At 36.1% G+C, this 23,277-nt stretch carries 22 protein-coding genes; 6 read left to right on the plus strand and 16 right to left on the minus strand.

Going from position 1 to position 23,277, the window contains the following annotated elements; all coding sequences use genetic code 11:
- Positions 1-340: 340 nt before the first annotated feature.
- From M4I44_RS12470 to M4I44_RS12510, 9 genes are all read right to left on the minus strand, one after another.
- Positions 341-1,693 (minus strand): DEAD/DEAH box helicase, encoded by a 1,353-nt coding sequence (locus M4I44_RS12470; RefSeq protein ID WP_017498426.1) that lies wholly within the window; start codon positions 1,691-1,693, stop codon positions 341-343.
- 109 nt (positions 1,694-1,802) lie between these two features.
- The gene (locus tag M4I44_RS12475; RefSeq protein ID WP_249964889.1) at positions 1,803-2,147 is read right to left on the minus strand and encodes a response regulator transcription factor; all 345 of its coding nucleotides are present in this window, start codon (positions 2,145-2,147) and stop codon (positions 1,803-1,805) included.
- 31 nt (positions 2,148-2,178) lie between these two features.
- Positions 2,179-4,392 carry a DUF4838 domain-containing protein gene (locus tag M4I44_RS12480; RefSeq protein WP_249964890.1) on the minus strand — a complete coding sequence of 738 codons (2,214 nt, stop codon included), beginning with the start codon at positions 4,390-4,392 and terminating at the stop codon, positions 2,179-2,181.
- A 5-nt stretch (positions 4,393-4,397) separates the two neighbouring features.
- Positions 4,398-5,537, minus strand: a complete 1,140-nt coding sequence (locus M4I44_RS12485; protein WP_249964891.1) for a YaiO family outer membrane beta-barrel protein — start codon at positions 5,535-5,537, stop codon at positions 4,398-4,400.
- Positions 5,538-5,669: 132 nt separating this feature from the next.
- Positions 5,670-6,551 (minus strand): glycosyltransferase, encoded by an 882-nt coding sequence (locus M4I44_RS12490; protein ID WP_249964892.1) that lies wholly within the window; start codon positions 6,549-6,551, stop codon positions 5,670-5,672.
- Between the two features lie 26 nt (positions 6,552-6,577).
- Positions 6,578-7,057, minus strand: coding sequence for a glycosyltransferase (locus M4I44_RS12495; protein WP_249964893.1), 480 nt, complete (start codon positions 7,055-7,057; stop codon positions 6,578-6,580).
- Positions 7,058-7,101: 44 nt separating this feature from the next.
- A complete protein-coding gene (locus M4I44_RS12500; RefSeq protein ID WP_249964894.1) occupies positions 7,102-8,163 on the minus strand; it encodes a HEAT repeat domain-containing protein in 1,062 nt (353 codons plus the stop codon).
- Between the two features lie 71 nt (positions 8,164-8,234).
- Complete coding sequence (locus M4I44_RS12505) at positions 8,235-8,999, minus strand: TIGR02757 family protein (RefSeq protein WP_249964895.1); 765 nt, start codon at positions 8,997-8,999, stop codon at positions 8,235-8,237.
- 38 nt (positions 9,000-9,037) lie between these two features.
- Positions 9,038-9,703, minus strand: a complete 666-nt coding sequence (locus M4I44_RS12510; protein ID WP_070906761.1) for an ABC transporter ATP-binding protein — start codon at positions 9,701-9,703, stop codon at positions 9,038-9,040.
- A gap of 339 nt (positions 9,704-10,042) precedes the next feature.
- On the opposite strand from M4I44_RS12510, the gene M4I44_RS12515 reads away from it, so the two are divergent.
- Positions 10,043-10,336 (plus strand): hypothetical protein, encoded by a 294-nt coding sequence (locus M4I44_RS12515; RefSeq protein ID WP_017498418.1) that lies wholly within the window; start codon positions 10,043-10,045, stop codon positions 10,334-10,336.
- A 90-nt stretch (positions 10,337-10,426) separates the two neighbouring features.
- Here M4I44_RS12515 and M4I44_RS12520 read toward each other — a convergent pair whose 3' ends face one another.
- The 6 genes from M4I44_RS12520 to M4I44_RS12545 all read right to left on the minus strand — a co-directional run bounded on the left by M4I44_RS12520 (position 10,427) and on the right by M4I44_RS12545 (position 15,563).
- A complete protein-coding gene (locus M4I44_RS12520; protein ID WP_017498417.1) occupies positions 10,427-10,744 on the minus strand; it encodes a DUF6787 family protein in 318 nt (105 codons plus the stop codon).
- A gap of 33 nt (positions 10,745-10,777) precedes the next feature.
- Positions 10,778-11,218, minus strand: coding sequence for a DUF6146 family protein (locus tag M4I44_RS12525; RefSeq protein WP_249964896.1), 441 nt, complete (start codon positions 11,216-11,218; stop codon positions 10,778-10,780).
- Positions 11,219-11,482: 264 nt separating this feature from the next.
- Positions 11,483-12,040: a hypothetical protein gene (locus M4I44_RS12530; RefSeq protein WP_017498415.1), complete on the minus strand. Its 558-nt coding sequence runs from the start codon at positions 12,038-12,040 to the stop codon at positions 11,483-11,485.
- Positions 12,041-12,148: 108 nt separating this feature from the next.
- Positions 12,149-13,099 (minus strand): D-2-hydroxyacid dehydrogenase, encoded by a 951-nt coding sequence (locus M4I44_RS12535; protein WP_017498414.1) that lies wholly within the window; start codon positions 13,097-13,099, stop codon positions 12,149-12,151.
- Between the two features lie 227 nt (positions 13,100-13,326).
- A complete protein-coding gene (gene serC, locus M4I44_RS12540; protein ID WP_249967419.1) occupies positions 13,327-14,409 on the minus strand; it encodes a 3-phosphoserine/phosphohydroxythreonine transaminase in 1,083 nt (360 codons plus the stop codon).
- Positions 14,410-14,489: 80 nt separating this feature from the next.
- Positions 14,490-15,563, minus strand: a complete 1,074-nt coding sequence (locus M4I44_RS12545; RefSeq protein ID WP_249964897.1) for an acyl-CoA reductase — start codon at positions 15,561-15,563, stop codon at positions 14,490-14,492.
- A 152-nt stretch (positions 15,564-15,715) separates the two neighbouring features.
- On the opposite strand from M4I44_RS12545, the gene M4I44_RS12550 reads away from it, so the two are divergent.
- Positions 15,716-16,066 carry a 4Fe-4S dicluster domain-containing protein gene (locus M4I44_RS12550; protein WP_017498411.1) on the plus strand — a complete coding sequence of 117 codons (351 nt, stop codon included), beginning with the start codon at positions 15,716-15,718 and terminating at the stop codon, positions 16,064-16,066.
- A gap of 121 nt (positions 16,067-16,187) precedes the next feature.
- Here M4I44_RS12550 and M4I44_RS12555 read toward each other — a convergent pair whose 3' ends face one another.
- Entirely contained in the window at positions 16,188-18,854 is a 2,667-nt protein-coding gene (locus tag M4I44_RS12555; protein ID WP_249964898.1) for a TonB-dependent receptor, read from the minus strand.
- A 316-nt stretch (positions 18,855-19,170) separates the two neighbouring features.
- Here M4I44_RS12555 and ychF point away from each other — a divergent pair, with 316 nt between their 5' ends.
- The 4 genes from ychF to M4I44_RS12575 all read left to right on the plus strand — a co-directional run bounded on the left by ychF (position 19,171) and on the right by M4I44_RS12575 (position 23,276).
- Entirely contained in the window at positions 19,171-20,265 is a 1,095-nt protein-coding gene (gene ychF, locus M4I44_RS12560; protein ID WP_017498408.1) for a redox-regulated ATPase YchF, read from the plus strand.
- 405 nt (positions 20,266-20,670) lie between these two features.
- Positions 20,671-21,348, plus strand: coding sequence for a TIGR02117 family protein (locus M4I44_RS12565; protein WP_017498407.1), 678 nt, complete (start codon positions 20,671-20,673; stop codon positions 21,346-21,348).
- 377 nt (positions 21,349-21,725) lie between these two features.
- Positions 21,726-22,640: a YihY/virulence factor BrkB family protein gene (locus M4I44_RS12570; protein ID WP_249964899.1), complete on the plus strand. Its 915-nt coding sequence runs from the start codon at positions 21,726-21,728 to the stop codon at positions 22,638-22,640.
- A 111-nt stretch (positions 22,641-22,751) separates the two neighbouring features.
- A complete protein-coding gene (locus M4I44_RS12575) occupies positions 22,752-23,276 on the plus strand; it encodes an NADPH-dependent FMN reductase (protein ID WP_017498405.1) in 525 nt (174 codons plus the stop codon).
- Position 23,277 lies beyond the last annotated feature (1 nt).

Genomic DNA, 23,277 nt, shown 5'->3' on the forward strand with positions numbered 1-23,277 from the left:
ATAGAATCAAAGACATGAAAAAGGCTCAAAGTGAGAGAAGGTAAGTTAATAAACTTTGAACCTTTACCACTTTGAGCCTTTGTATCTTTAAAAAAACTATTTATATATACGAATGATATTATTATTAAAAGAGATAAAACGACCGGAAAATTAACCGATACAGGCAAGAGAATCGGGTTGTGCTCTCTGGTTGGGTTGGTTTTTACGAGGATTTAGGTTCAAAGTGGCAGAGGTACAAAGGTTTATAGAATCAAAGATATGAAAAAGGCTCAAAGTGAGAGAGGGTAAGTTAATAAACTTTGAACCTTTGCCACTTTGAGCCTTTGTATCTTTAAAAAATCTATTTATCCTTATCCTTCCTTTTCTTATCTCTCGTTTTTAACATGTTTCGATTGACAGATCCGTGGGTTTTCTTTTTGGTTTTAGACGGACCACCAAGATTGACTTTTTTGTTCTTTTTCGATTTTTCGTGAAACGCACCGTCACCCTCAAGTTTTGGTTTTTTCATTAAGAACTTAATAGGCTGCTTGTCTTTTTCAGGTTCGATTAGTTTGGTTGAAATTTCAACTTCTTCAGGGAAATCGGCAATTTCCAGTTCCTGATTCATTAATACCTCAACTTCAATTTTGAATTCTTCTTCACGTGGTGTGATAAAACTAATAGCTGTTCCGGTAGCATCTGCACGACCTGTACGACCAATTCTGTGCATGTACAGTTCAGGGAATTCAGGGAGTTCAAAGTTAATAACGTGGGAGATGTTCGAAATGTCTAAACCTCTGGCCATGATATCGGTGGTGATTAATCCGCGAAGATTACCTTCCTGAAATTCTGCCATAGTACTCAAACGGTAATTTTGAGATTTGTTAGAGTGAATTACTCCAAACTGACCTTCAAAATCCTCTTCGATTCGGGTATGAAGCATATCCGAAATCTTTTTATTGTTCACGAAAACCAAAACACGTTCCATGCTTTCATTGGTTTCTAGTAAATGTTTCAGCAAATTTACTTTGGTATTGAAATTCGGAACATTATAAGTAATCTGTGTAATTTTTTCCAAAGGTGTTCCCGAAGCGGCAAGTGTTACCTCTTCCGGAAAGTCAAAAAAGTCATTCAGTACAGCATCAACTTCATCGGTCATGGTTGCTGAGAACAGAATGTTTTGACGTTTGGTTTTCATCATCGCCAAAAGAGCAGTCAATTGCGTACGGAAACCTAAATTCAGCATTTCATCAAACTCATCAATAACTAATTTCTGAGTTTCATCAAAACGTACTACAGCATCCAACGCTAAATCCATTGTTCTACCTGGTGTTCCAACTAAAATGTCTACACCTTCATACACCGCTTTTTTCTGTGTATTGATGTTTACTCCACCAAAAATCCCCAGTGTTTTAACCGACATGTATTTGGTTAATTTCTCTACTTCTTCTACTACCTGAACGACTAATTCACGGGTTGGAACCAGAATTACAATTTTAGGCGTATTGGTATTGGTGAATTTGTATAATTTTAGAAGGGGTAATAAGTAAGCAAATGTTTTACCGGTACCGGTTTGTGCAATTCCCATCATGTCACGGCCAGACATAATCACTGAAAAAGATTTTTCCTGAATTGGAGTAGGAGTAACAAAACCTAGTTCGTCGATGGCTTTTTGTACTGATTTTGGGAGATTGAATTTTTCGAAAGTGCTCATTTGCATTAAATTTTGTGCAAATATAGCTATAAATAGCTGAAAATCGATATTTCTTAGAAATTACGACAGTTTGTAGTCTTCGAATTTCTTAAAAATGAAGTTTAAAATGCTATAAAAATCGTTTTATTCGCAATAAAAGTTCATTTGGGTTAAATGGTTTTGCAATAAAATCGTCTACACCCAATTCAAAAGCTTCTTCCACAGTGTTTTCTTCTTCTCCAAGCGAAGAAAGTGCCACGACGAAGATGTTGCTGTAATTTTGCTTGATTTCATTGATAATTTCCAGACCGGATTTAAGCGGTACGGTAATCGTGGTAATTACTAAATCAGGCATAATAATAGGAAGCCGCTCCATGGCATTGATACCATCTTTGGCAATACTAACTTTGAAGCCTTCTTTTTTTAGAATGAATTTTAGAATTTCAACAGTCATATCATCATTGTCGATGATCATGATTTTTTATCATTGCTATCCATTTTGACTATTATTTTTTAAACAATTCTATTTCGTCCAGCATTATCATTGCTTTTTTGTTTTTTCGCTTTCTCCAGACGGGCAATTCCTTCTGGTTTTCTATTACGATTTTAATCTTGGTAAAACTACTGAATATTTGATTTTCGATTTCCCATGATTGTGTTGTAATTTCGTAGTCTTCTGTTAAAATGTTGCAAATTTGCTCCTTAATAAGTTTCCACTTCTGATTCTTAAAACCGTAGATTTTGATACTTTTTGGTGTAAAAATCCAATGTCTCTGATCGCTTAGGAAATTTAATTTTAAGATGTTGAAATCAAGATTTTTAGTTTCAATTTCAATTTCAGGATTCGTTGCATACCATCCGATCCAGTTGATATTGAAGTTTTTGTACCCCCTGTTTCCGTCCACTAAACCATAACTTCCTTTGCCTTTAAATTCATCAGATGGAGGTGTTATGAAGGTAACTTTCAAATCCTCTCCTAAATGAGTTGTAGTGTTTTTGCAAATTTCAAACCATTCTTTGTAATAATTATCAGGAGAGATTCCGTCTTCGCTCAATTCATAAATTCCAAATTGATTGCAGGATTGCGAGAATTTTAAAACCCTTTCAGTTAAACCCGCTTTTACTTCCTTTTCACCTTTGTTATTTACGACAAACATACCGTGTTGGTTTTTTCCATAAAATTTGGCCTGTTCAAAATAAACAAATTCTAAAGCCAGTCGTAATTTATGAACACGTGAGCTTAAAATGGAATCATTTTCGACGGCATTATTGGCCTGTTCCAGAAAATGATCGTACTGATCCATGGCTTCAGGGGTCAGGAACGTATTTCGTGCCTGAACAGGACCGGAATAAATATCTAAATAAGTTTTACTTTTGTGTTGATTGGCTTCTATAAGGTCAAGATATTTTGCGACAAAGGGTGCTGCTTTTCCATAAAAACCTCTGAGGAAATCAGCGGTAACAGCTTTAATGTCAATATCAGTATTCCACATTAATTTTGCCAGCAGATATTGTCGTAATTCCGAAAGATCGCCCGGAACATCAGCATATCCCTGTACAAATAGTCCTTTTACTTTGTTTTTTTGAAAGAGTTTATAGTTGCTATGAAAAGATTCAAAATTAGGAAAAGGGGACATGAAATTAGAAAATTGAACGGTGTAATCCCATAAAAAGAGCTGTGGTGAAGTCGTGCTCCAGTTTTCAAGGTTTTTGACAAAGGACGGATTATTCTGATTGGTAAGGGGTTTACCACGATCCAGTTCAATCGGGCATAAGATCGTACAAATGTTTGGAGCTATTTTCAGATTTACAGGCGGTTTGAAGGTGTGAAGATAGGCAAGGGTAGTAATTTTTGTTTCAGGAAAACGAGCCGCAATTTTATTTAAAAAATAATAAAACGAACCTTGCGGACCGCCATATTTAGTGTTCATGGCTTTGCATTGTGTACATTCGCAATACACGACGTCATCATTCTGGCTTACCGAATAGAATTGCGCATGGGGTGTTTTTGCGATAATTTCAGTCATTTTTTCCTGTACCAGACTCACAACGGTGTCATTGGTCATACACAAAGATTCTGTATTTCGTTCCCCTTCGTACAAAGCAAAAAGTTTGGGATTATTTTTAAAATATTCTTTTGGCGGAACAAGCATGCTAAAAGAATGTCCCCAAAGGCCAAAATCGTCAATATGCCAATCGAGTTTGTGCCAGTCTCTGAAATTTTCGTCATAACAATCAGGGTAAAACAAAGCTCTGTAATCAAAAGAGGGCTGATAGATTTTACTTGTGTTTTTGGCAAAAGTAAACTGAGTTACTTTTGGAATGTAAGTTTCTGTTGCGGTAAATTTTCTAAATTCCCAGATTTCGAGTAAAGTATAGACGGCATAACGCAGGTATTTCTGATTTGGAGCCGTAATATAAATTGATTTTGAATCGCTTTTGATACTGAATTCATTTGCTTTGAGTTTTTTATCATTGGAAATTTCCAGTAGGATTTCGGAAGCATCACCCTCTTTTTGACTTTTTGTAGTAATTTCAAATGGTTTCGACACGGATTTCTCCAGATATAATTTTAGTATTCTTGCTGCACCCTGAGTACTTTCGGCTGTAGCAATAATTTTGGTTTTATCGGTTATTGTAATTTCAGATTGTGCCATCATCTTAAAACTAAACAGGGTGAGAATAAGTATTTGCAAATAATGAAGACGCTTTTTTTTCATACGATTTAAAATTTATATTGCAGTAAAAAGGCGAAATCAAGTTCGTTTTGAAACTTTTTAGGGGTATATTCCTGTTGGTTGTTGGTGATTAATATTCCAAAAATATAATGGGTTTTGATTAACTTGTAAAAGCCGGCACTCAGTCTGTACGAACTTAAAGAAGCTCTGTTTTCATATTCCGCTGCTCTCGTCTGATCGTCCGGCGAAGTCCCATAACCTGCAATTAGGGTAAGATAATCAAACTTAGTGCCGTAATAGTAGCGGGAGGTAAGGGTAAAGGACGGTCCGTCTTTTTGAATGTAAGATCTTAAATTGACCCAGTATGCCCCGAAGTATTTTCCTAATCCTACATTTAAAGTTTTTAAATTGCTGTTGTCCTGCATTTCGATGTAGCGGAAGCCTAAATCTGCCTCCCAGCCTTTGGCGAAATTGTAGAAATAGGAATACCCTAATCTCCATTCAGGAAAAGCGATATCATTGCTGTAGGCAGCATCAATGTAGGAATAGTTGTTTTTCCTTCCCGACAGATAAGATTCGACTTCAAATTGAAGTCCGCTGGCCATGACCTGACTGGAAGATCTTCTTTCGGCATAACTGACTCTTCCAATTAAACTTCCCCAGGTACGTTGATGTGTATAATCGGCACTTGCCAGATGCCACGGACCAACACCGTCGCGATCAATTGTGGTAAAGTTGTAATAAACACCCGCCCGATCCATATTAGTTCTGGAGTACAAGGCAAAGAGACGCTGTTCGATGTCGGCATCATTAGGATATTTTGCTCTTATCGATTGGAGGTATTTTTCTTCATTTTTAGTGTCATTCTGCAGAGAATAAATCGCAATTGTTTTCAGTCTGAAAGTTTTGTTGTCAGGAAACTGTTCAATTGCTTTATTGGTTAAGACCAGAGCTTCGTCGTAATTTTTTGCCTCTAAATCCATGTTGATTAAATAGAGATAAGCATCCTCATAAGCTGGATTTTTATCAATTACATAGTTGTAGTAAAATCGGGCACTGTCTTTTACTTTTATCAGGTCATAATTTCGCCCCAATACCAGATAGAAATCCAGGTAATCCGGAGCCAGTTTTTTTCCTAACTGAGCTCTCTGGATATTTGCTTTGTAGTTCGGACGGGCATTTTTCATGTCGTGGAGCACAACAGTCAAAAGGCTGTCAGTGTCTATTTTTTTTGACCTTTTGTGGTTTGACAGGTCAATAGAAATAAACAAAAAAGCAGTCTTATTAGAGCTATAGTTCTGTTATGTTTCATAATCAGCTTATTTTTTAGTTGGGCTTTCGTATCCTTTACGGACCATTACGCCCCAGTTTTGTTCTTTTCTTCGAAAGAAGAGCCAGTAGCCTTTCAGTGAGGCATAAATCGTTATCGGATGGTACACAAAAGGCTCAAGTGCGGCCATCCCGATGAGAACCATTAATTCTTTATAATTGGCATAACTTTTATAAAGTATTTCATCTATCAATATGGATATTATGGTTATGGAGAGATAGAATAGATAGACTAATAAGCTTATAATCAGTAAATATTGATAGTCAATCATTCCAAATATAAAACTGAAAATGAGAGTCAGAATACCAATAAATTCAATAATAGGAACTAAAAACTCAAAACTGAAAAAGAAAGGTAATACCAGAAATGCTGTTCGTCCGTATTTTGGATTTAAAAACATTTTCCGATGCAGCTGTAAAGTTTGCACTAATCCTCTTGCCCAGCGAATGCGCTGTCTTAAGAATATTTTTCGCGTACTTGGAACTTCTGTCCAGCAGAGTGATTCCGGAATGTATTTGATTAAGTATTTTTCTTTGGTATCGTGCATGTATTTTCGCATGCGCGTCACCAGTTCCATATCTTCGCCTAAGGACTGATGCCAGTACCCACCCGCTTTAATCACAATGTCTTTATCAAACATACCGAGACCTCCGGAAACCAAAAGCAGACCGTTTAGCTGACTCCACGCCATTCTTCCAAATAAAAAAGAGCGCACGTATTCTAATTCCTGAAAACGCGGATACCATTCTTTAGGATAATGAACTTTAAACAAAAAGCCTTCCTTGATATCGCAGGAGTTTGAAATCCTGATTCCGGCTCCGCAGGCAATGACACGAGTTTCATTTTCCATAAACGGTTTGGCCAGTTTCAAAATAGTATCTCTTTTTAAAATACAATCTACATCAGTGCATAAAAACAGGGGTATTGCGAAGAGTTTATCCCGGCATTTGCAGCATCAGCTTTACTTTTTCCGTTTATTTTGTCGACAATCAGTAATTTAGAATAAACGGGATTCTTTGATTTATAATGTCCGCGAACGGGCTGTGTGACTATTTTCTCCTGATAATAAAAGTCAATTTTAACCAGATCAAATTCGGCAATTAGTTTTTCCAGCGTATCGTCAGAACTTCCGTCATTGACAATAATGATTTCGTATTTCGGATAGGTCAGAGAGAGCAGGGATTTAACATTGTAGACGATATTTACTCCCTCGTTAAAAGCAGGAGCCACAATGGAAACGCCCAGTATATGGTTCGAACGAATTAAAACCTCTTCTTCCAGGTATTTTTGATATTTTAAATGTTTTACGATCGCCCAATACGAAAGGACAGACAGAAAGATGTAGAACAGAATATATCCGATTGAAAAATGGATCACAAAGACATTGTAACAGTGAATAATATAATGTAGAAAATCAGTCGTCATAGTTGTAATTCTCTAATGTGATTAATCATTTTTTGGGTATCGGAATCCTGTCTTCCCAATACATCTATACGTACAGAATCGAGATCGTTTAAAGTGGCTACCATTTTTAATTTAAGATCTTTGATTTCTTCGTTCGGAATTTGATGGTTTAAAAATGAAATCGTTTTTTCTGAGCCTATAATGGCGAGGGCATCCAGAATTTCCAATTGAAGTTCGATACTCTCCTGCTTAAATTGCAGTAATAAATCCTCTTCGGCTTCATACAGGTACAAGTCGCGAATGGCAATAATTACATCGGTTCTTAGATTTTTATTTTCGTGTTTGAGCAATTTGATAATGTCCTGCGATCTGTTCCTGTAATTATAAAATACCATAGTCATTACGGCTAATTTCAGAATAGTAGGATTATCAGATTCTATCCAGAGGTCGATATCGGGTGGAATTGGTATGTTTTGCGAATGCAACACATCCATTATTTTTATAGTAGTACTGATGGATACTTTTACCGGAATCTTATTAACGGCCTGCCAGTCTCCTTTGGTTAAAATCAGGTAAGCAATATTGGCGTTTGACCGGATAATTTTATTGGGATGGAACAAATATTTTTTGATTAGAGCAATTCCCGGTTTGTATCCCAAGGCTTGAAAATGATAAATGCCATCACATTTTTTATATTTTCTAAAATCCCGAAGTAAACTTGCTGAATAATGGTTTAAACCCAGTTGTTTGTAGATGATAAGAATGTTTTTGGCGGTTTTACCTTTTAAATTGCTTTTCATCCGAATCATATCGTCGATAAGCATTTCTTTACACCAGGTTTTATGGATGGGAATTTCAGATCTGAATTTGGCAATTTTGTATTTCAGAATGCTTTCCTCCGGTTTTGAGAGTGTAATCTCTGTAAGGAAAATTTCAGATTTTCTAACAATATGATGGCGGTAAGGAAGAGTGTATTGATAATGAATTCTTTTGAGTATTAATGCAAGTGCTAAAGCTAAACTTGTAAATACAAATAATGGGATGGCGTAGTGTTTTATATAACCTATAAAATGCTCCATAAATATTGCTTTATAGAGTGAAATTACGAAAAAAAACGCAATAAAACTAACGAAAAGCTACTTCTTGGAGGCTAAAATCCTTCAAAAACGCCCAATCCGAAAAGGGCAAAGTCATATTTTACCGGATCGTGAGGATCCATTTTTCTGAGTTTAAGATCGAGTTCTGTTAAGGCCTTTCCATCATTTTGTTTTCGGGTTAGTATCCCTAATTTTCGGGCTACATTACCGGAATGTACATCGAGCGGACAGGACAATAATGAAGGCGAAATGGATTTCCAAATACCTAAATCGACACCTTTGGTATCCTGGCGTACCATCCAGCGAAGGTACATGTTGATTCTTTTTGCTGCCGAATTGTTTAACGGATCCGAAATGTGCTTTTGGGTTCGGGGCAAGTGATCAATTTCAAAGAATATTTTTTTGAACTCACTAATACTTTTCTGTAAGCCGTCAGCTTCTTGATTTTTGGCAAAAACAGCTTCAAGACCCTTGTGATTTTTATAAATGTGCTGTAATCCTTTTATAAAACCGCTAAAGTCTTTTCCGTTAAAAGTACGGTGTACAAAGCTTTCAAGGCGCTCCAGATCTTCATCAGTATGTGACATCACAAAATCGTAAGGAGTATTGCCCATTAATTCCATCATTTGATGCGAATTTTTGATAATCATCTTGCGATTTCCCCACGCAATTGTAGCGCTCAAAAAACCGGCAATCTCAATGTCTTCTTTCTGAGAAAACAAATGTGGAATTTGCACAGGATCACTTTCGATAAAATCGAGATTGTTGTATTGGGTGACTTTTTCGTCAAGAAATTCTTTGAGTTCTTTTTGTGTCATAATGTAAAGGAAAGAGGTAACCGAATTGTTGAACGTTTTTAATTACTGATTAATCCGTCAACCATTACTAACTTTCTATCCGCCATATTGGCTAATTCTTCGTTGTGGGTTACAATTACAAAAGTCTGTCCAAATTCATCACGAAGCTGAAAGAACAACTGATGTAAATTTTCGGCAGAATGGGTGTCCAGATTTCCGGAAGGTTCATCTGCAAAAATAACGTCGGGTTTGTTGATTAGTGCCCTTGCTACAGCAACTCTTTGCTGTTCTCCTCCTGAAAGTTCATTGGGTTTATGATGAATTCTATGGGAAAGCCCTAAGTAATCTAAAAGTTTTTTGGCCTCGCTTTCTACTTCAGTATTTTTTTTTCCGGCAATGAAAGCAGGAATACATACATTTTCTAATGCTGTAAATTCCGGTAAAAGCTGATGAAATTGAAAAATAAAACCTAAATTCAGATTTCTGAATTTTGATAATGCTTTATCACTCAACTCTAAAATATTCTGACCGTTTATGGTTAAGGAAGTTTCGGTTTCTAATCCTGAAGGCTTGTCAAGTGTTCCCAGAATTTGCAATAGAGTTGTTTTTCCAGCACCGGATGCACCAACAATCGAAACAATTTCACCTTTTTTAATGTGTAGATCGACTCCTTTTAAAACTTCTAATTTGTCGTAGAACTTATGTATATTTTTTGCGTGGATCATTTTGAAACTGTTTCTACAAAGAAACAAAGATTCTTCCGATATCAAAATGCCATCTAACAGAATTTTAAGAACAAGTTTGAAATGACAGTGTCAATATCAATGTCAATATCAATGTCAATAGCAGTTTAAATGTAGGTCTTGATTTTAGAAGGGTGAAAAGGGGAGAGGGTGAAAAAACGGACTGTTGAATAAATCGGTCTGGTTTTTGACAGGAGATAGAGCACAGATACTTTTTTGGGTGAAGAAAAGTGTTGATCAGGTGGGAATTAAGAAATAAATTGCCATTAGAAAATAAGTTTTTTTTAAAGAATTCTTTTTAAATTCGAATATCTAAATACAATGAAAATGCAGGAAGCCAAAGTAATGAACGACGATAGAACAAAGAAACTCCTTTTGGGTTTGGCATTGGATGCAATTGGAATGCTGACTTACAGTATACCGGGCTTTGCTGAGCCTGCCGATTTGATTTGGGCACCAATAGCAGCTTTTATAATGACCAAAATGTATCAGGGAAGAGTAGGGAAAGTAGCGAGTGTTTTAACTTTTATAGAAGAAATACTTCCGGGAACCGATATTATCCCATCTTTTACCATAACCTGGATTTATACTTACTTTTTTTCAAAAAGGGAGTAAGGAGCAGTTCTGATAAATGATTAACCGCAAAGTTCGCAAAGTTTAATAATTAAGACTTTGCGAACTTTGCGGTTGTTTTTTATTGATTTGTTAAGGTTGAGGTTTTGAATCTTTAAATAAAAATCCCAGTCCCATATTTTTAAGCATTTTCTTTTCAAAATTCCAAAAGAAACGGAATTGTCCGAATATGGTACCAATACCAACCAGTAAAACCTGATAGATCGGGAAAATAATTAGCAGTCGTATTAGAGTAAACCAGCCTCCGAAATCCTCTTTGGTAATGCCCAGCAAGACACAAAAAGGTTTAGACAGCCATGCAGATGCCGATCCTGTGATGGCAAAAACAATTAGTATGATTATGGCTTGTACATTTGAGGTGATGCCCCAACGTTTTTTTAGTCTGTTCATTCTTTATTTATAACGATTACAAATATAAGAACATTATCTTATAGGAACATAGCCTGCGAGCTTTTGTTTGTAAGTATTTTGAAAATAAATCATATAGTTATAAATAAGGTAATTTACTTCGTAACCGTAATGAATCGTTGGTTGATAATCAATTCTCATTTCATATAAATTCGGACTGTAGCGCTGTGGCTGTAAAACACGATTGTTCCATTCGGTTACATACAAATTGTTTTTATTTTCGAGATAACTTAAAGAGTAATAATTCCGAGGAAGTGCTCTTGAAGCCAGCCAGGTACTAAAGCCGTTATCGATAATGATCACTTCGTACTCTAAAGAATCGTTGGCAATTCGTACCGTATCGTTTACTGCAGCAGTAGACTTACTGCTGTTATTGGCAGCAACCGTATTTTTTGAAGCTGTTGAACAGGCTATTATGGTAAACAGCAGACCTAATATAAAGAGGGATTTTTTCATAAATTTTGTTTCAGACTTAAATTTACGAATAAATGAGGAGAGGTTTGAGGTATTTAACAGTTTGTATAGAAAGGTTCTGAGGTGCTAAGGTTCTGAGATGCTAAGGTTAAAAGGTTCAAAGTTACAAAGGTGCATAGGTTTAAAAGTTTTATTGTAACTTAGTTCTATAAAAGAGAAAAGTCTGTTTGCATGACTGTAAACAGACTTTTTTATTGTTTTAGTTGAGACCTTTGGACCTTTGAGTCTTTGTCTCTCAAAAAGAAACTATTTTCCGAACAATTTTCCTAATAACCCTCCTAATCCTCCACTTTTAGTAAGACTCACGGCATCGGCTACATCTACTTTTCCATCATTGTTTTGGTCCAGACCGAATTGCATTCCGTATTTATTAATAGTTTCCATAATACCGGAAGCTTGTCCGCTATTTCCTGAAATGGAGCTTATAATATCTGAAATATTGAAACTACTGTCGTTGGGATCTTTAGCTTTGTTGACTAAAGAATTCAAAACCTGTGGAATCATACTTGAAGCGACACCGGCAGAATCAGTGCTGCTTAATCCGAATTTTTCACCAAGACTTCCGCTCAATTGTTGTGTTATTTGCTGTACAACGGGATTAGAACTGTCCAGTTTAGAAGTTCCGTTAAATAAGCCGGCCAATTGTTCTGTTCCTCCTTCTGAAGCAATTTTTTGCAATCCTGAAAATATCGAAGAACTAGTTTCCTGTATAACCGCTTCATTGTGTTCATTTGGGACAGCAGTGTTGTTTACAACCGCATCGCCTCCGTATTGTTGTACTAATTGTGTTAATTGTTCGAACATGATTTAAAGAATTTAGGTTAGAATTTAAACTCAAATTTAATCAAAAAAAGAAAGGGATTTATTAAACGATGTTAATAAATCCCTTCTAATTAATTTATTTTTAGTTTATTAGCTCAGTAAAGAAATAATTTGTGAAGCTAATTCTGTACCAATTCTGTCTTGCGCTTCTCCTGTGGCAGCCCCAATGTGAGGAGTCAATGAGATTTTAGTATGCATTAAAATAGCCATTTCCGGTTTTGGCTCACTTTCAAAAACGTCCAATCCTGCAAATGCAACTTTTCCTGAATCTAAAGCTTTTAATAAGGCTACTTCGTCGATAACACCACCGCGAGCACAGTTTACTATTCCAACACCATCTTTCATAATAGCCAGTTCTTTTTCGCCAATGATGTAACCGTCCTGAGCTGGAACGTGTAAGGTAATGAAATCAGCTTCTTTGAACAATGATTCTAAAGATTGAGAAACGATAGTTGTAGTGATCGACTGGCCGTCAAAAAACTCCACTTTAACGTCAACAGAAGGAATAAAGCTATCAGCAGCGATTACTCTCATTCCTAAACCTAGAGCCATTTTTGCAGTAGCCTGACCAATACGTCCAATACCAACAATACCCAGAGTTTTACCTCGTAGTTCAGTACCATTAGCGTATGCTTTTTTCAAACCGTCAAAGTTTGAATCCCCTTCAAGAGGCATATTTCTGTTTGAATCATGTAAGAAACGAACACCTGAAAACAAGTGTCCAAATACCAATTCGGCAACAGATTCTGATGAAGAAGCCGGAGTATTAATGACATGAATTCCTTTGCTTTTTGCGTAATCAACATCGATGTTGTCCATACCAACGCCACCACGGCCAATAATTTTCAATCCCGGGCAGGCATCAATAATGTCTTTACGAACTTTGGTAGCGCTTCGTACTAAAACGACATCTACATTGTTTTCGTTTACAAAATTAGCTACTTGTTCCTGAGCTACTTTTGTTGTAATAACTTCAAAACCACCTTTTTCTAAAGCAAGAATTCCACTTTTTGAAATTCCGTCGTTTGCTAATACTTTCATCTTAGTTTATGTGTTTATTTGTTTATTTGTTTAATCGTACAGATTAGAAGATAAACATAATATTATAATTTTTTTCTTTTTTGTTTAGGAGCTAATCCCGCTATCCGTTGTGATCTTTTTTGTTTTTAAAGAAAAAACAAAAAAGGATCTCCACTTCTATCGGGGCTAGGAATTCTGTGTTCAATTCCTGTTTTGGCAAACTGCAAACTAAAAACTGCGACTGTAAACTAAATTTTAGTTTCCAAAGCTTTCATTACATCTACTAAAACCTGAACACTTTCGATAGACATTGCATTGTAGATTGAAGCTCTGTAACCACCAACAGAGCGGTGACCCGGTAATCCCGAAATTCCGGCTTCTTTCCATAAAGCGTCAAAAGTAGCTGTATGATCAGCATTGTTTAATAAGAAAGTAACGTTCATTTTAGAACGGTCTTCAACTGCTGCTGTACCTTTAAACAATGGGTTTCTGTCAATTTCAGCATAAAGTAAGTCAGCTTTTGCATTGTTTAGTTTTTCAACTGCAGCAATTCCTCCTTTTTCTTTAATCCATTGTAAAGTTAGTAACGAAACATATACAGCAAAAACAGGAGGAGTGTTGTACATGCTTTCTGCTTTAATATGTTTAGCGTAATCTAACATACTTGGAATTGTTCTTCCGTTTTTCCCGAGTATCTCTTCTTTAATCACAACTAAAGTAGTTCCGGCAGGTCCCATATTTTTTTGAGCACCGGCGTAGATGATGTCAAATTTAGAGAAATCCAATTCACGTGAAAAAATATCAGAACTCATGTCGCAAACCACAGGAACATTAGTTGCCGGGAATTCTTTCATTTGAGTTCCAAAAATAGTGTTGTTGCTGGTACAATGAAAGTAATCAGCATCAGTTGGTATTTCGTATCCTTTCGGAATATGATTGTAATTAGCTTCTTTTGAGGAACCTACGATAACAGTTTCTCCAAAATACTTTGCTTCTTTTATAGCGGCAGTTGCCCACGTTCCGGAATCCAGATAAGCAGCTTTTCCGTTTTCTTTCATTAAATTATAAGGGGCCATCAAGAACGCTGTGCTTGCACCACCTTGCAAAAATAGAGCCTGATACCCTTTTCCCTGAAGTCCCAATAATTCTAAAGCAAGGGATCGAGCTTCCTCCATAACGGCAACGAAATCTTTACTTCGGTGCGAAATTTCAAGAATAGATAGTCCTGAATCATTAAAATCTAAAATGGCTTTTGATGCTTTCTCAAAAACTTCCTGAGGTAAAATACTAGGTCCTGCGCTGTAGTTGTGTTTTTCATGGTTTTTGTTAATAGTCGAAAAATTTAAAAACGCAAATTTCGGCAATAGGAGCTGAAAAAGCGATAAATAATTCGAAATAATTGAACATATTTTTATTTTGTTGTTAACAAAAACGTTATAGTATCTACATTATCTGCATAATCCCACAAACGTGGTTTTTGGGTTTGCCCAAAAGAAATACTGTTTTGAGCTAAATCATTGCTAACGATGCACTGAATTTGTTCAGCATCAGCTTCTAAACGAGCCTGTAAGTCTTCGATATTTTCATAAGATTCGTAAAAGACACTCGAAATAGGAGAGGCGTAACTTGGATCTTCTTTTAGAGTTAAAAAGCCATTGTCAAGCAGTTTAAAATTACTCATCAAAAACACCGCTTTGTTGTAGTCGTAATTGTTAGCGTATTTTTCGTAATGAATAACGTCCTGATATTTGAAAATAGCCTGGAAAAAAGCATCAAAAGAATATCCTTTCGGAACAAAAAGTTTAGACACATTGCGGCATCCCAGTCCAAAATATCTGAAGATATCCTCGCCCAAAGCTTCTAATTCTTCGTGAGTTTCTTTTCCGTTTAAAATCGCAACCGAATTTCTGTTTTTACGAATGATAGACGGCTTATCTTTAAAGTAATATTCAAAATAACGTGCCGTATTATTGCTTCCGGTCGCTATAACGATATCAAAATTTTCGAGTTTACCTTCCACGAAAGTGATCTTATCTTTTAGATTTTCATCTACAAAAATGAGGTATTTGGCTAAAAACGGCAATAAATGCTGATCATTTGAAGATGTTTTTATTAAGGCCTTATTTCCAGTGATTAAAACCGATAAAAAGTCATGAAATCCAACTAACGGAATATTTCCGGCAAGGATTAAGGCAACTGTTTTTTCAGTCTTATCTGCTTTCTCGAATTCTGAGCGGTAAGCCGAAAGCCATTTTTCAATGTTTTCTTCCGTCAATGCTTCTGCCCATGAATGTATTGCAAAATGCACCTGTTCAGGAGTGTACCATCCATTGTGTGATTGAGAAAGAGCAATCAGTTTTATGAAATCATCAAAAAACAGGTCGTTACCTAAAACCGATTCATTTCGTGTGTTTTCTGCTTCAGAGAACTGACTTAAAAATCGACCTAGTGCTATAAAAGACTGTTTTTTTTCGTTTTGTAACATAAGTAATTTGTTTATGAAAGGTTTTGATTGTAATTTTGCACAAAAATAAGGATAAATAAGTCGAAAGTCAAAAGTCATCAAGTCAAAAGAGAAGGATGTCTTTTTTTTGGCTTTGCAACTTTGAGACTTTTAACTTTAAGACTAAGAAAACAATGGCAATAATTATTACTGACGAATGCATAAACTGTGGGGCTTGCGAACCGGAATGCCCAAATACAGCAATTTATGAAGGAGCTGATGATTGGAGATACAAAGACGGAACCAGTCTTTCCGGAAAGATAATTTTACCTGATGGAACTGAGGTTGATGCAGAAGATGCACAAACACCAATTTCTGATGAGGTGTATTATATCGTTCCCGGAAAATGTACCGAGTGTAAAGGCTTTCATGATGAACCTCAATGTGCTGCTGTATGTCCGGTTGATTGTTGTGTGCCGGATGATAACCACGTTGAAGACGAAGAAACCTTGTTGAACAGACAAGCGTTTTTACATGGTGAATAATGAAATAATGATGTATTAGATATAAACAAAAATCCTGAGTTAACGCTCAGGATTTTTTGTTTTTGTTCAGTCAGATAACAGCTTCTTTTGACCTGTTTAATTGTATAAAGTTTCTAATTGCTTAAAAATTAAATCCAAGTCTTGCATAGTAGTATGCTCCGCTGAATCCCATTTGAACAGCATCCCAGTAACCTCCTGCTTCAGTATTTCCTGTTTCGTCTTGTTTGGTTGGGTAAACATTGAATAAGTTGTTGCTTCCAATGCTTAATTTCAGTTTTTTAGTCAATTGATATCCAACAGTTAAGTCAGTGATCAGTCTTGGATTGTATACATCATTTTCATCAGTGTAATCTACTAAAACTACTTTACTGAATCTGGTGAATGCGATACCGACATCAAATTTATTTTTAGCATAGTTAAGGTTTAAACCAAATTTGTTGTCCGGAGCTGATGATAATAGGAATGCTTTTTCACGTTTCCCAAAGAAAGTACCCTCGTCTAAAGTTCCGTTTTTTACATTGTCAATTTTCATGTCGTTGATGTTTCCAACCAAAGTTGCACTAAACAATGATTCTCCGAATTTTTTCTTCCAGGCCAAAACGATATCCAAACCGTGAGTACTGGTGTCTACACCATTCACAAAAAACTGTGCTTTATCAACACCAAGGTTTAAAGGTTTAGCATCAAAATATCCGGTAAGAACGATACGGTCTTTTACTTTGATGTAGTAACCGTCAACTGTTGCGGTGAAATCTCCAAATGTAGCCGTGAATCCCAGAGAGGCATTTACCGCTTTTTCTTCGTTTAGTTTCTGAATTCCAAAAGCCTTGGTAACCGGGCTGTTGTTTGGAGCAAGTAGAACTTCGGTAGCTCCTCCTGCATTAAAATTTGTAAAACGCAGGTTGTAATAAATTTGTGCCAGTGAAGGAGCACGGAAGCCTGTACTTACAGATCCCCTGAAGTTAATATGTTGTCCGGCTTTTACTCTTGCAGCTAATTTTCCGTTTAAAGTACTTCCAAAATCACTATAATTTTCAAAACGAACCGCACCGCTCAGTAAAAAAGACTCTGTGATGTCAAGTTCAGCATCGGTGTATAAAGATAAATTCGTACGGCTTTTGTCTACCGTATTTGAAGGGCTGTATCCTGGAAAACCTTGCGAACCTCCAGGTCTTGAAATTGTTGGAGACGAAGTTGGATCTGTAGGATCGTAATCGGGATTTGGAATAGTTGGTGCACTTTGGGTTGTAGGATCGGTTATTGGTCTTCCGTTAGTGTCGTAAGTCGCATAAGAACCTTCTTCTCCTGAGAAAATAGTGAATTTTTCTGTTCTGTATTCCGCTCCAAAAGCAAGGTTTAAACCGCTTAAGACCGAATCGTAGTTTTTAGAAAAATCAAAATTGGTTGTATTTTGAGTCAGACTGTGTCCTCCTGCATCAAATTCTGTTGGGGATTTTCCTTCTAAAGAAGCATTTATAGTTCCTTTGATGTAGTAATGAAAAAGGTTTTTACCATAAGTATTGCTTAAATCGATGTTCCATCCGCTGGCTGTTTTAGTTCTAAATCCTGCGGCAAGAGAATTGTCTATTATATTAGAAGTAATTCTGGGAGTGTAGCCACCGGGATAAACAGATTCCACAACTCTTTCTCCTCCATTTCGGGTAAATGCATAGGCATCTGTATCTCTGTAATTTCGGCCTCCAAAAGCATAAAACTGCGTTTTCTCAGATACCGGAAGTGATAAGTTTCCAAATAAGTTAAAACCCTGAATAGAAGCATCTCCAAAACCTTTTCTAAAATCATAAGCAGGTCTAAGGGTTTTGTTTTTGTTGATGTATTCTGTTGTAAAATTGGCTGAACCTCCTTTGTCACCAATCGCAACTCCATAGTTAGCGGCTACTTTTACAGATCCACCGTCAAAAGATTGGTTTTTGCCATACGAATTTCCATTTCCGTTTTGGTCCAGTCTGAAGTTTTTGGTATTTGGAGTTCCATCCAGGAAATCACCTTTTGCATTGGTATTAAACGCTCCGTAGGTTACAGATCCTGTTAATTCGTCGACATTGTCATTTAGTACAATATTAATAACGCCGGCAATAGCGTCCGAACCGTATTGGGCAGCAGCGCCATCTCTCAGAATCTCAATTCTTTTGATAGCAGTAGCAGGTATGGCATTTAAATCTGTTCCTGTATTTCCACGTCCGCGGGTACCAAATAAATTGATTAAGGATGACTGATGTCTTCTTTTTCCGTTAATCAAAACCAAAGTCTGATCCGGTCCCAGACCTCTCAGCGAAGCAGGGTCAACGTGATCGGCACCATCAGATCCGGATTGTTTGTTGGCATTAAATGAAGGAGCAACATATTGTAACAATTGATTGATTTCTATTTTACCGCTTTGTGTCGTGACATCTTTTACACTAATAACATCAATCGGAACGGCCGAATTGACTACGGTTCTTTTGGTGTTTCTTGATCCTACGATTACCACATCATTCAGGACCTGACCTCCGTTTTCGTCTAAAGTAACGTCGGTTTTACTATTTGAAGAGGATTTCTCTACATTTGTATAGCCAACATAGCTAAAAATTAAAATGGCACCTTCTTTTACTTTTATAAGGTAACCTCCTTCAAAATTGGTAGATACACCGTTTGTAGTTCCTTTTTCGAGGATATTAACTCCAGGCAGCGGATTACCTGATTTATCTCTTACAACTCCTGATATTTCTTTTTGGGCGAATAGAAATGCTGTGTTAAGCAGTATTAGTAATAATGCAATCTTTTTCATAGTTGATTAAATTTGGTTTGGTTGTTCTTAGTTGGTATTCTATAAAAGTAATTATTTTTAACAAAAAATTAATAAGAAGTGTAATTTTTTTATTGTCCAATCCATAAAAAACATTAATCGTCATTTTTACTTCAATTGCGAGCTATTAAATCTTATATTTGCAAAATTTTAAAGCCAAAAAATAATATTTTGGCACATAATACAAAAGGAATACGAAAATTATAACCTGTTAAAAACGACTTTGATATACTGAAAAACCGGTATAAAGAAGACTCGAAAGAAAAAGGTTTACATAAAAAACAAATAGAATCAACAGATGAAAGCAGGAATTGTAGGATTACCAAATGTTGGAAAATCAACATTATTTAATTGTTTGTCTAATGCAAAAGCGCAGAGTGCCAACTTTCCGTTTTGTACAATCGAACCAAATATTGGAGTTGTAAACGTTCCGGATCCAAGAATTAACAAACTGGAAGAACTAGTTAAACCAGAGCGTGTACAAATGGCAACTGTGGATATCGTTGATATCGCAGGTTTGGTAAAAGGTGCTAGTAAAGGAGAAGGTCTTGGAAACCAGTTTTTAGGAAACATTAGAGAGTGTAATGCTATTATTCACGTTTTACGTTGTTTTGATAACGATAACATCGTTCACGTTGACGGTAATGTAAATCCAATTCGTGATAAAGAAACGATTGATATCGAACTTCAGTTGAAAGATTTGGAAACAATCGAGAAACGTTTGGAGAAAGTAAAACGTGCCGCTAAAACCGGAAACAAAGAAGCTCAGACTGAAGAAGCTTTGTTGAACCGTATCAGAGAAGCGTTATTGCAGGCAAAATCAGCAAGAACCATTATTCCTCAAAGCAACGACGAAGAAGTTTTGATGGAAGGTTTTCAATTGATTACCGCTAAACCGGTATTGTACGTTTGTAATGTTGACGAAGGTTCAGCTGTAAACGGAAATAAATATGTAGATCAGGTTCGTGAATTGGTAAAAGACGAAGAGGCTGAAGTTATCATTCTTTCAGTAGGAGCAGAAGCGGATATTACAGAATTAGAAAGCTACGAAGAGCGTCAGGTTTTCCTTGAAGATATGGGATTGACTGAGCCGGGAGCTTCCGTACTAATTCGTGCAGCATACAAATTATTAAAACAACAAACTTATTTTACGGCAGGTGTAAAAGAAGTTCGTGCCTGGACTATTAATATTGGAGCTACAGCACCGCAAGCTGCAGGAGTTATTCATACTGATTTTGAAAAAGGGTTCATTCGTGCCGAGGTAATTTCATACGAAGATTACGTTCAGTATGGTTCTGAAGCAAAAGCAAAAGAAGCAGGTAAGTTCAAAGTTGAAGGAAAAGAATATGTTGTAAAAGATGGTGATGTAATGCATTTCCGTTTCAACGTTTAATCTTTTTTTAGAGAAAATAGAATAGAGAACAAAGAAGATAGACTAAAAACTGCTGGAGCAATTCAGCAGTTTTTTTATGCACAAAAGTTATCATTGTCAGGCTGAGCGAAGTCGAAGCTTCGCATAGTTTGTCATTTCGAGGAACGAGACTCGAGAGATAGCGAACAGGCGAAGCAAATCACACCCGTATATCGACAAAGATTGATACCATTTGGAATGGAGTTTCTAGTGTAATTTCTCGTTCCTCGAAATAAAAACAATGAACTTAAAAATCCGTTTAAATCCGCGCTTTAGCATACGCGAATCTGTATAATCAGTGTGTAATTTGTAAGAAGCAAAAAAAATGGCTCAAAAATTGGTTACAAAAAAATCAACCAATTATCAATCTAAAAACAACCAATCAAAATGCTAAAAAAATCTTTCAAATTTCTGGGCTGGACACTTTTCGGAATCTTTACTTTCCTTGCTTTATATGTGACAGCTGTCTTATTGATTTCCAGAATTACAGTTAACTCCACTATTGACAAAATTGACGAACAAAACGCGATTCCGATTTATATTCTTTCCAACGGAGTGCACACAGATATAGTGGTTCCGATCGTTAGTGAAGTCAAAGATTGGAGAAAGGAAATTCAGTTTGATCAGACAGAATCCAATGATACACTGGCAAAATTTGTAGCTTTTGGCTGGGGTGATAAAGGTTTTTATCTCGATACGCCCGAATGGTCAGATTTAAAAGCGAGTACGGCTTTAAAAGCGATTTTTGGAGTGAGTTCGTCAGCCATGCACACCACATTTTTTAAGCAATTACGCGAAGGCGAAGATTGCAAACGCATTCTGGTTTCTAAAGAAAACTATCAAAAATTAGTAAACTATATTTCAGAGAGTTTTAATAATCCGGAGAATCCTGAATGGATTGAAGGTCATAGTTACGGGAAAAAGGATGCTTTTTATGAGGCTAAAGGAAGTTATAGTCTTTTTTATACGTGTAACACCTGGGCAAACTGCGCGTTAAAAGCAGCGAATCAAAAAGCGAGTTTATGGACGATTTATGACAAAGGGATTTTTTACCATTACCAGTAAAAAGAAAAAAGGGGACTTAAGATTTTTAGTCCCTACAGGACAAAAGCTTTGGGCGATTATGAATGTTACCTCTACGAGATAATTTTTGAGGTTAGACGATAGTGCTATGTAGTTTAAGGAGACAATGACTATGGTTGATTACAAGTGGCAATACCATTTAGGCGCAATAAAATAAACTCCGCTAGGAGTAAAATATCGGTAGTAGAAAGAATAAGGCCCCCATTGAAAAAATGTCCCGTAGAGATTATAGGTGTTTTCATATGAGATTTTATAGGAAAAAAATAAGGCATGGTAAAAATGTAAAAATTGTCTGTAATACAGGAATTTAATCTTTTAATTATTCTTTAAATTTGAAAGAATGATAAAAAACGAGCCCTGTGGAAAATCAAAATATTCTGTCGAAAACTTGGTATTTGTTACGAACCACTTTTTTAGAGTTCAACGACGATAATGCCATTAAGCTAAGTGCAGCTTTGTCGTATTATACCATATTTGCGTTACCGCCTTTATTGATCATTATTATAACCATCTGTGGTTTCTTTTTTGGGGAAGAGGCGGTAACCGGGGAGTTGTACGGACAAATCAACCGCTTAGTAGGTAACGATGCTGCAATTCAAATTCAGGACGCAATCAAAAATGTGCAATTGTCTGATAGTAATGTTTTTGTTACAATTTTTGGAGTTGTGATGCTTTTAATAGGAGCTTCGGGAGTTTTTGCCGAAATACAAAGTTCAATTAATTTTATCTGGGGGCTGCGCGCGAAACCGAACAAAGGACTTAAAAAATTCATTCAGAATCGGATTATGTCTTTCTCTATGATTGTTTCTGTCGGATTTCTAATGCTCGTAAGTTTAATGTTAAATGCGGTTTTAGATGTCTTAAATGCGAGATTAAAACTATATTTAGCCGACAGTACAGTGTATTTATTTTACGTCATAAATTTGATCATTGTTTTAGGTAGTATCACCTTGCTTTTTGCAATTATATTCCGAACTTTACCAGATGGCCTTATAAAGTGGAAAGACGCTTTCATTGGTGCCGGATGTACCGCAGTCCTTTTTATGATTGGTAAATTTGCGATTGGATTTTATTTAGGAAATTCAACAATTGCAAGTGTTTATGGTGCAGCAGGATCTGTAATAATCATTTTGGTTTGGGTGTATTATTCCGCAATTATTTTATATTTTGGAGCTGAGTTTACTAAAGTATATGCTAAAACCTACGGAGGGAAGATTGCTCCGAATGGCTATTCGGTCGAAATTAAAAAAGAGATATTTGAAGTTAAAGAATAAATAGAAATTTCATAAGTTTTGATGATTCAGAAATGTAGTTTATGGTTTTATGGAAATACTTAAAACAGGTGAAACGAGTAACAAAAAACAGTAAATTTTAAAATAAAGTATATGAAAATTGTAGCCTTTGGAGGAAGTAACAGTCAGCATTCGATAAACAAACAGCTGGCGACTTATGCGGCAAGTTTATTCGACAATGGAACGGTTGAGGTTTTAGATCTTAATGATTTTGCCATGCCTTTGTTTAGTGTCGATTTAGAAAAAGAAATTGGTCAGCATGAGCTGGCAAAAACATTTTTGCAAAAGATTGAAAATGCAGATCTGTTGGTAATTTCTTTGGCAGAAAACAACGGAAATTACTCTGCGGCTTTCAAGAATTTGTTTGATTGGAGTTCGAGGATCATGAAAGAAATTTTTCAGCAAAAACCAATGCTTTTAATGGCTACTTCGCCGGGAGCAAGAGGAGGAGCTTCGGTTTTAGAAATCGCCAATAACGCTTTGCCAAGATATGGAGCACAGATTAAGGCTACTTTTTCATTGCCTGCATTTAACGCGAATTTTGATTTGGAGGAAAATAAAATTTCAAATGAAGAGTTAAATAAAGAATTAAAAGACATTATTAAGTCTAGTTTCTAAT

Origin of the sequence: Flavobacterium sp. B183 (genome assembly GCF_023539155.1) — a bacterium.
Classification (GTDB): Bacteria; Bacteroidota; Bacteroidia; order Flavobacteriales; family Flavobacteriaceae; genus Flavobacterium; species Flavobacterium tructae.